The sequence below is a fragment of the Marinobacter halophilus genome, from assembly GCF_003007685.1.
Classification (GTDB): domain Bacteria; phylum Pseudomonadota; class Gammaproteobacteria; order Pseudomonadales; family Oleiphilaceae; genus Marinobacter; species Marinobacter halophilus.
Genome location: NZ_PXNN01000011.1, coordinates 13,644 through 25,712 on the forward strand (window position 1 = coordinate 13,644; position 12,069 = coordinate 25,712).

The 12,069-nt window shown below is 61.3% G+C and carries 7 protein-coding genes; 2 read left to right on the forward strand and 5 right to left on the reverse strand.

Annotated elements, in window-relative coordinates:
- Nucleotides 1–113: 113 nt before the first annotated feature.
- The 5 genes from urtE to urtA form a co-directional block, all read right to left on the reverse strand.
- Entirely contained in the window at nucleotides 114–812 is a 699-nt protein-coding gene (gene urtE / locus C7H08_RS06475; protein ID WP_106670934.1) for an urea ABC transporter ATP-binding subunit UrtE, read from the reverse strand.
- On the reverse strand, nucleotides 812–1,636 hold the full coding sequence (urtD, locus tag C7H08_RS06480) for an urea ABC transporter ATP-binding protein UrtD (protein WP_106670935.1): 825 nt from the start codon (nucleotides 1,634–1,636) through the stop codon (nucleotides 812–814). The genes urtE and urtD overlap by 1 nt, the downstream gene beginning before the upstream one ends.
- Nucleotides 1,633–2,772 (reverse strand): urea ABC transporter permease subunit UrtC, encoded by a 1,140-nt coding sequence (gene urtC, locus C7H08_RS06485; RefSeq protein ID WP_106670936.1) that lies wholly within the window; start codon nucleotides 2,770–2,772, stop codon nucleotides 1,633–1,635. Before urtC ends, urtD begins: the two co-directional genes overlap by 4 nt.
- Nucleotides 2,773–2,775: 3 nt before the next feature.
- A complete protein-coding gene (gene urtB, locus C7H08_RS06490) occupies nucleotides 2,776–4,401 on the reverse strand; it encodes an urea ABC transporter permease subunit UrtB (protein ID WP_106670937.1) in 1,626 nt (541 codons plus the stop codon).
- A gap of 100 nt (nucleotides 4,402–4,501) precedes the next feature.
- Nucleotides 4,502–5,812: an urea ABC transporter substrate-binding protein gene (gene urtA, locus C7H08_RS06495; RefSeq protein ID WP_106670938.1), complete on the reverse strand. Its 1,311-nt coding sequence runs from the start codon at nucleotides 5,810–5,812 to the stop codon at nucleotides 4,502–4,504.
- 338 nt (nucleotides 5,813–6,150) lie between these two features.
- Between urtA and atzF the strand changes: the two genes are divergently transcribed.
- A complete protein-coding gene (atzF, locus tag C7H08_RS06500; protein WP_106670939.1) occupies nucleotides 6,151–7,989 on the forward strand; it encodes an allophanate hydrolase in 1,839 nt (612 codons plus the stop codon).
- 115 nt (nucleotides 7,990–8,104) lie between these two features.
- The gene (uca, locus tag C7H08_RS06505; protein WP_106670940.1) at nucleotides 8,105–11,737 is read left to right on the forward strand and encodes an urea carboxylase; all 3,633 of its coding nucleotides are present in this window, start codon (nucleotides 8,105–8,107) and stop codon (nucleotides 11,735–11,737) included.
- Nucleotides 11,738–12,069 lie beyond the last annotated feature (332 nt).

Consider the following 12,069-nt stretch of genomic DNA (forward strand, 5'->3'; position numbering starts at 1 on the left):
CGATTGCCTGTTGATGTTACAAAAAACAAAAATTCCGCACCAAGCAACGCTCGGCGCAGAGTTCTGAAAGGTAGGGCTTTTAGGTCTGCCAGGACGTGAGAGTAATGAAGCGATTACACGGTCAGATGCTTCTTGATGAGTTCATCGGTCAGCCCGGCAATCTCATCTTCCGCCACGCGGCGCCCGCGGTCCAGGATGGCGAATCGGTCGGCGTATTTTCGAGCAAACGGCAACTTCTGCTCAACCAGCAACACAGTAAGCCCATCTTCTTCAATCAGCTTACGAATAACCTCCCCAATCTGCGCCACGATATTCGGCTGAATCCCCTCCCCCGGCTCATCCAGTATCAGCAGCCTGGGCTCAATCACCAGTGCTCTTCCAATGGCCAACTGCTGTTGCTGCCCACCAGACAGGTCGCCGCCCCGGCGGTGTTTCATTTCCTTCAGCACCGGAAACAGCTCATACACCCGCTCCGGTATTTTCTTGCTGCCGTCCTTGCGCACGGCCAGGCCGGTGCGCAGGTTTTCTTCCACGGTCAGCAGCGGGAAGATCTGTCTGCCCTGGGGCACGTAGCCGATGCCGAGGCGTGATCGATCTTCGATTTTCTTTTTGGTGAGTTCCACGTCCTGCGCAAATTCGATGCTGCCGCTTTTGGTGGTTTCTTCGCCCATGATGCATTTCATCAGGGTGGTTTTGCCCACGCCGTTGCGGCCCATTACGCAGGTGCACTTGCCCTGGGGGATGTCCAGGTCCAGGTCCCAGAGGGTGTGGCTTTCGCCGTAGTATTGGTTGAGTTTCTGGATCTTGAGCATTACGCCTCCTCCCCCAGGTAAACCTTGATCACTTCCGGGTCGTTGGAGACCTGGTCCATGGTGCCTTCGGCCAGCACGCTGCCCTGGTGCAGCACGGTCACCTGGCGGGCGATGGAGCGCACGAAGCCCATGTCGTGCTCCACCACCACAACGGACTGTTTGCCGGCCAGGCTGGTGAGCAGTTCGGCGGTGCGTTCCATTTCCTGTTCGGTCATGCCGGCGACCGGTTCGTCCACCAGCAGCAGCCTGGGTTTCTGCATCAGCAGCATGCCGATTTCCAGCCACTGTTTCTGGCCGTGGGAGAGGATGCCGGCGGGTTTGTCGCGCAGGGTTTTCAGTTTGATCATCTCCAGCACTTCGTCGATGCGGTCCCGGTATTCGGGTTTCATGATAGCGGTCAGGGTTGGGAATATGCGTTTGTCGGCGGCCATGGCCAGTTCCAGGTTTTCGAATACGGTGAGCGCTTCAAACACCGTGGGTTTCTGGAACTTGCGGCCGATGCCCAGGCTGGCGATGTCGGGCTCGGTCATGGTCAGCAGGTTGTGACGGCTGCCAAACCAGACCGAGCCGGTATCCGGCCGGGTTTTACCGGTGATGATGTCCATCATGGTGGTTTTGCCCGCGCCGTTGGGGCCAATGATGCAGCGCAGCTCGCCGTCGTCGATGGTGAGGTTGAGGTTGTTGATGGCCTTGAAGCCGTCAAAGCTCACGTTCACGTCTTCCAGGTACAGGATGGGGCCGTGGCGCACGTCCACCGGAGACGCCGCCGGCGCCAGGAATTCAAATACCTGATCGCGCTTGGCCAGTTGTTCGAACATGCTCATGCGGTGGCCTCCTGGGCGGTGGCGGGGTCATCGTCGTCTTGGGCTTTTTTGCGCTTTTGCAGCAGGCCGGCAATGCCCTTGGGCAGGAATACGGTGACCAGTACAAACAGCGCGCCCAGGGCGAACAGCCAGGCGTCCGGCATGACGCCGGTGAACACGGTTTTGGCGTAGTTCACCAGAATGGCGCCGATCACCGCGCCGTAGAGAGTGGCGCGGCCACCGAGGGCGACCCACACCACGATCTCGATGGAGAACAGCGGCGAGAATTCGCTGGGGTTGATGATGCCCACTTGCGGCACGTACAAGGCCCCGGCCACCCCCGCCAGCATGGCGGAGACCACGAATACGAACAGCTGCACCCGCTCTACCCGGTAACCCAGAAAGCGGGTGCGGGCTTCGGCGTCCCGGCAGGCAATGCTGACCCGGCCGAGCTTGCTGGTGACGATGGCCCGGCAAATGATGTAGCCAATGGCCAGGGCGATGCCGGTGGCGATGAACAGCCCCAGCCTTGTGGCGTCGGTGCGCAGGTTAAAGCCGAGGATGTCGCGGAAGTCGGTCAGGCCATTGTTGCCGCCAAAGCCCATTTCGTTGCGGAAGAACGCCAGCATCAGGGCAAAGGTGAGTGCCTGGGTGATGATCGACAGGTACACCCCGGTTACCCGTGAGCGGAAGGCCAGAAAGCCAAACACCAGCGCCAGCAGGCCCGGGGCCAGCAGCACCATGATGAAGGCGAACCAGGCCATGTCGAAGCCCTGCCAGTACCAGGGCAGCGAGTCCCAGTTCAGGAACACCATGAAGTCCGGCAGCACCGGGTCGCCGTAGGTGCCGCGATCGCCAATCTGGCGCATCAGGTACATGCCCATGGCGTAGCCGCCCAGGGCAAAGAAGGCGCCGTGGCCCAGGCTGAGAATGCCCAGGTAACCCCACACCAGGTCTACCGCCACCGCCAGCAGGGCGTAGCACAGGTATTTACCCAGCAGGGTAACGGTGTAGGCGCTCACGTGCAGGGCGCTGTCCTGTGGCATGAACAGGTGCAAAAAGGTGACCACGATCAAGGCGCTGAACAGCACGCCCAGGAAGATCTGGGTGGAACGCTCCTGCAAGGGCCGGAGCAGCCAGGTTTGTGATGAAGCCATAACTCAGCCCTCCGCCGCTCGGCCTTTCTGGGGAAAGAGCCCCCGCGGCCGTTTTTGAATGAACAGGATGATCATCACCAGCACCATGATCTTGGCCAGTACTGCGCCAGCCCAGGGTTCCAGAATCTGGTTGATGGTGCCCAGGGTAAGCCCGGCTACCAGGGTGCCCCAGAGGTTACCCACGCCGCCGAACACCACCACCATGAACGAATCGATGATGTAGTTCTGGCCCAAGTTGGGGCCTACGTTGGTGATCTGGGACAGCGCCACACCCGCCAGCCCAGCCACACCGGAGCCCAGGGCAAAGGTCATGATGTCTACCCGAGTGGCCTTGATGCCCATGGAGCGGGCCATGGCGCGGTTCTGGGTAACGGCGCGTACTTCCAGCCCAAGCCGGGTTCGGCGCATGATCAGCATCAGCCCGGCGAACACCACCAGGGCAAAGCCGATCACGTACAGACGGTTGAGGGTGAGCGACAGGGCGTCATTGATCACCAGCGATCCGCTCATCCATTCCGGGGTGGTCACAGAGCGGTTGAGGGGTGAGATCACCGTACGCACCAGTTGCTGCAGAATCAGGCTGATGCCGAAGGTGGCCAGCAGGGTTTCCAAAGGGCGGCCTTTGAGGTACTGGATCACGCTGCGCTCGATGGCGATGCCCGCCAGCGCGGCCACCATAAACCCGGCCGGAATGGACAATATCAGCGCCAGCCCGGGCTGGCCCGGTAACAGTTGCTGCATGCCCCAGGTGGTGTAGGCACCCAGCATGATCAGTTCGCCGTGGGCCATGTTGATCACGCCCATTACGCCGAAGGTGATGGCCAGGCCAATGGCCGCCAGCACCAGTACCGAGCCAAGGGACAACCCGAAATACAGGGTTTCCGCGGCGCGGTTCATTTTCAGTTTCTGTTCGATGGAGATCAGCGCTGCTTTGGCGCTGGCGGCAATGGCAGGATCATCCCCGGCCACGGCGTTGTTGAGGGCGGCGCGGGCGCGGCTGTGCAGGCTGCCGGTCAGCGTGGTAATGGCGTCGGCTTTGGCCTGGGCATCGCCCTGCTCCAGTTGATAGATGGCAACCGCCAGCTCAAGGCGGTCGCGAACCCGAGCCGGTAAATCCTGCGCCAGGAGGTTATTCAGGGGCTCAATAACGGTCTCGTTGACCTTGCCCATCATGGCTTCGGCGGCGGTTCTTTGTATCTCTGGGTTGGTGGAGTAAAGGTCCAGCATGGCCAGCACGCCTTCCAGCTTGCCGCGGATGGCGTTGTTGATGTTCACCCGGTCCAGTTCCCGGCGGGAGATCTCGCCCAAGTTTTCACCGGTCAGGGGGTCGGCGATGGTCCAGTCCCGGCCCACGTTGCGCAACACCACCACGACTTGCCCGGTGTCTTTGTTGCGGCTCAGGCGGTTGTTGCCGAAGGCGTCCAGCCAGCTTCTGGCTCTGGGGTCGCCGCTGTTCACGATGGCTTCGATGGCCGCGTCCATCTGCCGGGGGGAGGCATCAGCCAGGTTGGCGAGCAAGGCCTGCCCGGGATCTTCTTCAGTCTGGCTGAAGGCCGGGGCTGCGATTGCCATCAACAAAGCCAGCAGCGAGGCAAGGCGCAGCGATAGGAGTGATCGGAGGATGCCCATGGGTCCGTCCTGTTGTTGAAAATGAAGAGCTGATAAATGGCGTGGTGCGAAGACCAGAAACACCCGGGGCGATCACGCCGCCCCGGGTTGGCTCACAGGCTTATTCGGCGTCAGCCAGAGCTTGCTCGCCGGCAGAGGCACCGCAGCTGCCGGTTTTAACGTTGAAGTTGCCGCACTTCATCGGGGCGCGCCAGTCGGCGATCAGGTCACGGGAACCCGGCAGGAAGTCAGACCAGGCATCGCCGGCCACGGTGGAGGAGGTTTCCCACACCACGGAGAACTGGCCGTTGTCCTGGATCTCGCCAATCAGCACCGGTTTGGTGATGTGGTGGTTCGGCATCATGGTGGCAATGCCGCCGGTCAGGTTGGGCACGGCGACGCCGATGATGGCTTCTTTAATCGCCTCTACGTCAGTGGTGCCGGCTTTTTTCACTGCCTCAACGTACATGTTGAAGCCAATGTAGTGGGCTTCCATCGGGTCATTGGTGACCGCCTTGTCGTCGCCTTTGAATTCAACCCAGGCGTCGATGAAGTCGTAGTTGGCGTCGTTATCTACGCTCATGAAGTAGTTCCACGCCGCCAGGTGGCCGACCAGCGGGCCGGTGTCGATGCCAGAGAGTTCCTGCTCACCCACGGAGAAAGCCACCACCGGGATGTCTGAAGAGGAGATGCCCTGGTTGCCCAGCTCGCGGTAGAACGGCACGTTGGCGTCGCCGTTAATGGTGGAGACCACGGCGGTTTTCTTGCCGGCGCTGCCGAAGGCCTTGATGTCAGAGACGATGGACTGCCAGTCGGAATGCCCGAAAGGCGTGTAGTTGATCATGATGTCGGCTTCTGCCACACCCATGTCTTTCAAATAGGTTTCCAGGATCTTGTTGGTGGTGCGCGGGTAGACGTAATCGGTGCCTGCCAGTACCCAGCGCTCAACGCCCAGCTCGTCTTTCAGGTAGTTCACCGCTGGAATGGCCTGTTGGTTGGGCGCGGCACCGGTGTAAAACACGTTTTCAGAAGACTCTTCGCCTTCGTACTGCACCGGATAGAACAACAGGCCGTTGAGCTCTTCCACTACCGGCAAAACCGACTTGCGCGATACCGACGTCCAGTTGCCGAAGATCACGTCGACTTTTTCTTTTTCCAGCAGCTCGCGGGCTTTCTCGGCGAACAGTGGCCAGTTGGAGGCCGGGTCTACCACCACTGCTTCCAGCATACGGCCGTTAACACCGCCTTGTTCGTTCTGCTTTTCGATCAGCATTTCCATGGTGTCTTTCAGGGCGGTTTCACTGATGGCCATGGTGCCGGAGAGGGAATGCAGGATACCTACCTTGATGGGGTCTTCTGCCGCCATTGTGTGGAAGGAGACAGACAGTGCCAATGCAGACAGGCCCAGTTTCACGTGTGTTTTGATGCTCATGTTGTGAATCCTTTTTTTTGGGTTGTAAGTCGTCGAACGCAACCGGGCTTTTGCATCTGCCGTTCCAACCCACCATAAATCACAACACAAACAATGAGTTATCTAGTATACAAGCCAACAGCCCCTGAGATTGGCGAGAGTTTTCTGGAGATTAAGGCCTGATTTTGGTGCCTTTCAGGGGGTTCGTGCTCCCCTGTGGTGCAGACAGAAAACCGGCGCCCATCATGAGAAAACATCTATCTATCTGTTTTTATTGATTTAATTGATTACCTGGACTGAATGGCACGGGCCTTGCCAATACTCATGTATACAAGTTTGACCACACATGAGGACACCCCATGCCCACCACCCTCGGATGGACGATCACAGACTGGCAACAAGCTTATAGAGAAGGTGCCGAGCCGGAATCGTTGATCAGCAAGCTGCTGGATTACCTGAAAGACACTGACAACGCCTGGATTTCCCGGCTGGACGACCAGGGCCTGAACACGGCCATGGCGGAGCTTTCGGAGCACTTGGAGGAAGTGGATGGCGATCTGGCGCAGCTGCCCTTGTTCGGCGTTCCGTTCGCGGTCAAAGACAACATAGACGCCGTCGGCATGGCCACAACCGCCGGCTGCCCGGCCTTTGCTTACCAACCGGGACAAGACGCTGCTGTGGTACGCAAACTGAAAGCCGCCGGCGCGGTACTGATTGGCAAAACCAACCTGGATCAGTTCGCCACCGGCCTGGTGGGCACCCGGTCGCCTTATGGTGCGGTGTCTAACAGCTTTAACAAGAAGGTGATCAGCGGCGGCTCCAGCTCTGGTTCTGCCTCTGTGGTGGCCCGTGGCTTGGTGCCGTTTTCCCTGGGTACCGATACCGCCGGTTCGGGCCGCGTGCCGGCCGGGCTGAATAATCTGGTGGGGCTGAAGCCCACCAAAGGGCTGCTCAGCATTGAGGGCGTGGTGCCGGCATGCCGGTCACTGGATTGCGTGTCGGTGTTCGGCCTGACCATTCACGATGCGGCGCTGGTGGCTGACTGTATTAGCGGCTTTGAGCCCGCCGATGCCTATTCCCGTAAAGCCCCCACCGCTTTGCCACTGGATGCCCCGGCCATTCGCCGTTCCGGCCCGGTGCAGCGCCTGGCGATCCCGGATAGCCCCCGGTTCTTTGGTGATCAGCAGGCGGAAGCTGCCTGGAACACGGCGCTCAGCCAATGGCGCCAGCTGGACACCGCCGGCATTGAACTGGTGCCGCTGGATTTCACCCCCATGCTGGAACTGGCCGCCCTGCTCTATGAAGGCCCCTGGGTGGCCGAGCGCCACGCGGCAGTGGAGGCGTTTATGGCCAACCACGCCGCAGACATAAACACCACGGTGCGGAGCATCATCAGCAACGCCGGCAAGTTCGGCGCCACCGATACCTTTAAGGCCCAATACCGCAAAGAAGAATTGGTGCGCCAGATCGACACGTTGCTGTCGGAAATAGACGGCCTGCTGGTGCCCACGGCGCCTATCGCGCCCACCATCGATGCGGTGAACGTCAACCCGGTGGAGCTCAACAGTCAGCTGGGCACCTACACCAACTTCGTGAATCTGGCGGATTTGTGTGCCCTGGCGGTGCCCGCCGGCTTCCGTGACGACGGCCTGCCCTTTGGCGTAACGCTGATCAGCGGCGCCTGGAAAGACCGCGAGCTGCAAACCCTGGCCAGCCAATGGCTGAACGCCCACCCAACGCCCCTGGGCGCCACCGACAAGCCGCGCCCACAGGAAGTGGCCACTTACCCACCCGCCGTGCCCATGGTGCAGGTGGCAGTCGTGGGCGCGCACCTGTCCGGCATGCCCCTGAACACTCAGCTCACCGAACGCCGGGGCCGACTGCTGGAACAAACCACCACCACGGCGAATTACCGCCTTTATGCCCTACCCAACACCACCCCACCAAAACCGGGCCTGAAACGGGTAGAGCAAAACGGCGCCGAGATCGTGCTGGAAGTCTGGGAAATGGCCGCTTCCGAATTCGGCTCCTTCGTAAACCTGATCCCCGCCCCACTCGGCATCGGCAACGTAGAGCTCGCCGACGGCCGCTGGGTAAACGGCTTCATCTGCGAAGGCTACGGCTTCACCGGCGCCAGAGACGTCACCGAATACGGCGGCTGGCGCGCCTTCATCAAATCGGGAGCTGCCACCCAATGATGCGCATCGGGGTCTGACCCGCGGGTCAGACCCCACCCAGGGATTAGCCGCCCAAGTCGCGATTCGGGGTCAGACCCCACGGGTCTGACCCCACCAACTCCGGAGATCAAACAACATGTTCAAAAAAGTACTCATCGCCAACCGAGGCGAAATCGCCGTCCGCACCATCCGCACCCTCAAGGCCATGGGCGTGGCCAGCGTCGCCGTCCACTCCCATGAAGACCGCCACAGCCTGCACGTCAGCCATGCCGATGAAGCTGTAGCCCTGGTGGGCAAAGGCGCCAGTGAAACCTATCTGGACAAGGCCCAGATTCTGGCCGCAGCCAAACACACCGGCGCCGAAGCCATTATCCCCGGCTACGGTTTTCTCTCCGAAAACGCCGACTTCGCCGAAACCTGCGAAGCCGAAGGCATCGTGTTCATCGGCCCCACGCCCACCCAAATGCGCGAATTTGGCCTGAAGCACCGGGCCCGGGAACTGGCCGAAGCCGCCGGCGTGCCCCTGGCCCCAGGCAGTGGTCTGCTGGACAGCCTGGACGAAGCCCTGCAAACCGCCGAGCGCCTGGGCTATCCGGTGATGCTGAAAAGCACCGCCGGCGGTGGCGGCATCGGCCTGACCCGCTGCAACAGCGAAAGCGAACTGCGAGACGCTTTTGAAACCGTGCGCCGCCAGGGCCAGAGTTTCTTCAACGACAGCGGCGTGTTCCTGGAGCGCTTCATCGCCCGGGCGCGCCATGTGGAAGTGCAGATGTTCGGCGATGGCCACGGCAACGTGGTCGCCCTGGGGGAGCGGGATTGCTCCCTGCAGCGGCGCAACCAGAAGGTGGTGGAAGAAACCCCGGCCCCCAACCTGCCGGCCACCACGCGCCAGGCCATGCTGGATGCGGCCGTGTCGCTCGGGCAATCGGTGAATTACCGCTCCGCCGGCACCGTGGAATACATCTATGACGAAGAGCGGGACGAGTTCTACTTTCTGGAAGTGAATACCCGCTTACAGGTAGAGCACCCGGTGACCGAGTCTGTCACCGGCCTGGACCTGATCGAGTGGATGCTGAAGATCGCCGCCGGCGAAAGCCCGGAGCTGGCCAGCTTCCAGCCGGAACTTAACGGTGCCTCCATGGAGGTGCGCATTTACGCGGAAGACCCGCTCAAGGATTTCCAACCCTCCCCCGGTGAGCTGACCGATGTCTACTGGCCGGTGGACGGCGTGCGCGTAGACACCTGGGTGGAAAACGGCAGTGAGGTTTCCGCCCACTACGACCCGATGATCGCCAAGCTGATCGTACACGGCACAGACCGCGCCGATGCCCTGGCCAAATTGAAAGCCGCCCTGGCCGAAACCCGCCTGATGGGCATCGCCACCAATCTGGATTATCTGCGCCAGGTGGTGGCCCAAAAGAGTTTTGCCGAGGGCGTGGTGTCTACCCGCGCGCTGGAGAGCTTCGAATTCAAACCCTCGGTGGCCGAAATCGTCAAACCCGGCACCTACACCACGGTGCAGGATTACCCCGGCCGTGTCGGTTACTGGAATATCGGCGTGCCGCCCAGTGGCCCGATGGACGATTACGCCTTCCGCATCGCCAACCGGATTGTCGGTAACCACAACGACGCCGCCGGCCTGGAGGCGACACTGATCGGCCCCAGCCTGAAGTTCCACAAGGATTCGGTAGTAGCGCTAACTGGCGCCCTGACCGAAGCCACCCTGGACAACAAGGCCGTCGAATTCTGGAAACCCATCACCGTCAAAGCCGGACAGGTGCTGGCCGTCGGCAAAGCCATCAAGGGCTGCCGCACCTACCTGGCCGTCCGCGGCGGTTTTGACGTGCCGGTGTACCTGGGCAGTCGTTCCACCTTCGCCCTCGGCCAGTTCGGCGGTCACGGCGGCCGGCCTCTGCGCCCGGGCGACATGCTCGGCATCAGCCAGCTGGCATTGCCCGCCTGCACCACCCCGGGGCCAACCCACGACCCCGCCCCGGCCGACCCGGACCTGGTTCCCGAATACCCCAGTCACTGGGAAATCGGCGTGCTCTATGGCCCCCACGGCGCCCCGGATTTCTTCTCGGAGAAGTCCATCGAGAAATTCTTCGAGCAGGACTGGGAAGTACACTACAACTCCAACCGCCTGGGCATTCGCCTGAACGGCCCGAAACCGGAATTTACTCGTGAAGACGGCGGCGAGGCGGGCCTGCACCCCTCCAACATCCACGACACCGAATACGCCATCGGCTCGATCAACTTTACCGGCGACATGCCGGTCATCCTGACCAAAGACGGCCCCAGCCTGGGCGGCTTCGTGTGCCCGGTGACCATCGCCAGGGCGGAGCTCTGGAAAGTCGGCCAGGTAAAACCCGGCGACACCATCCGCTTTGTCGCCATCGATAACGACACTGCGGTACAACTGGCCGAACGCCAGGAACTGGCCATCAAGAGCCTGATGGCCCCGCCGGCGGTGAGCCTGGTGGCGCCAGACCTGGCCCCGCTGAATGGCTTGTCCGCCACTATCCTCGCGCACCTGGACGCCACCGACGACCGCCCGGAAGTGACCTACCGCCAGGCCGGTGACCAGTACATCCTGCTGGAATACGGCGCCAACGTGCTCGATCTGGGCGCGCGCATGCGCATCCATTCCCTGATGGAAGCCATTGCCGACGTGCAGCCCAGCGGCCTGCTGGAACTCTCCCCCGGCGTACGCTCCCTGCAGTTGCGCTACGACTCAAGGATTCTGCCGCAGGAGTCGCTGATGACCTACCTGCTGGACCTGGAAGCCACCCTGCCGCCCACGGATGAGCTGACAGTGCGCAGCCGCGTGGTACACCTGCCCATGGCCTTCGAAGACAGTGCCACTCTGGAGGCGGTCGACAAATACCGCCAGTCGGTGCGCGACACCGCGCCCTGGCTGCCCAATAACGTCGACTTCATGCAGCGCATCAACGGCCTGCCCAGCCGGGAGCAAGTACGCGATGTGCTGTTCTCCGCCCGCTACCTGATCCTGGGCCTGGGCGACGTCTACCTGGGCGCGCCCTGCGCCGTGCCCCTGGACCCAAGGCACCGGTTGCTGACGTCAAAATACAACCCGGCCCGCACCTACACCGCCGAAGGCACCGTCGGCATCGGCGGCATCTACATGTGCATCTACGGTATGGACTCCCCGGGCGGCTATCAGCTGGTGGGCCGAACCCTGCCGATCTGGAACAAGTATCTGAAGAATCAACAATTCGCCGAGGGCGCGCCCTGGCTGCTGCGGTTCTTCGACCAGGTGTGCTACTACCCGGTCACCGAAGACGAACTGACCGAAATGCGCGACCAGTTCCGCGCTGGCAAGCTGGAGATCAAGATCGAAGAGGAAACCTTCGACCTGAAATCCCACCAGGCCTTTTTGGACGCTAACGAAAATTCCATTGCCGAGTTCCGCAAACTGCAGCAAGCGGCCTATGCCAAGGAAGTGGCGCTGTGGAAAGAAAGCGAAGCGGAGGAGCTGGACCGTCTGGCGAAGGCACCGCCGAAGGTGGATGCCTCGGACCTCGGTCGATTTGGTGAGCTGGTAAGTGCAGAGATCGCCGGCAACATCTGGAAGTGCCTGGTGAAGCCCGGCGATACGGTGGCCGAGGGTGATCCGTTGGTGATCGTAGAGGCCATGAAGATGGAGTTCGAAGTCAGTGCGACCCTGTCCGGCAAGATCAGCGCCCTGCACGTGGAGCCCGGCAAGTCCGTGACGCCTGGGGAGCCCCTACTAAGCATCGAGGTCTGAATTGGGGCGTTTCGGCTTGGTTTGGGAGATCGGCGCCTTTGGTGCTGGCCGCTTTTTGGGTGATGGCGCCGCTGTGCGGGACACCCTCCACAGACACGCCGTGAACCCATCCATGGGGGCTTGAGCGCAGCATCCCTGCTGCGCACAGTCTGTGGAGGGTGTCCCGCACATCGGCTTGGCTGGCTCCAGTGATTGCGGCAGCGACTACAAAGATTGATTACGGCGGAACAAGGATGGGGAAAGCCACGGAGGTTCGCTTGATTACGTAGTGATTGGCAAAACCAAACAAAGGTTTTTCGGGACACGCCTCTCGCAGGCATGAGGAGTCGGGA

Coding starts and splice junctions, on each gene's coding strand:
- urtE (WP_106670934.1), bottom strand. CDS start 812: ATGCTCAAGATCCAGAAACTCAACCAATACTACGGCGAAAGCCACACC.
- urtA (WP_106670938.1), bottom strand. CDS start 5,812: ATGAGCATCAAAACACACGTGAAACTGGGCCTGTCTGCATTGGCACTG.
- atzF (WP_106670939.1), top strand. CDS start 6,151: ATGCCCACCACCCTCGGATGGACGATCACAGACTGGCAACAAGCTTAT.
- urtB (WP_106670937.1), bottom strand. CDS start 4,401: ATGGGCATCCTCCGATCACTCCTATCGCTGCGCCTTGCCTCGCTGCTG.
- urtC (WP_106670936.1), bottom strand. CDS start 2,772: ATGGCTTCATCACAAACCTGGCTGCTCCGGCCCTTGCAGGAGCGTTCC.
- urtD (WP_106670935.1), bottom strand. CDS start 1,636: ATGAGCATGTTCGAACAACTGGCCAAGCGCGATCAGGTATTTGAATTC.
- uca (WP_106670940.1), top strand. CDS start 8,105: ATGTTCAAAAAAGTACTCATCGCCAACCGAGGCGAAATCGCCGTCCGC.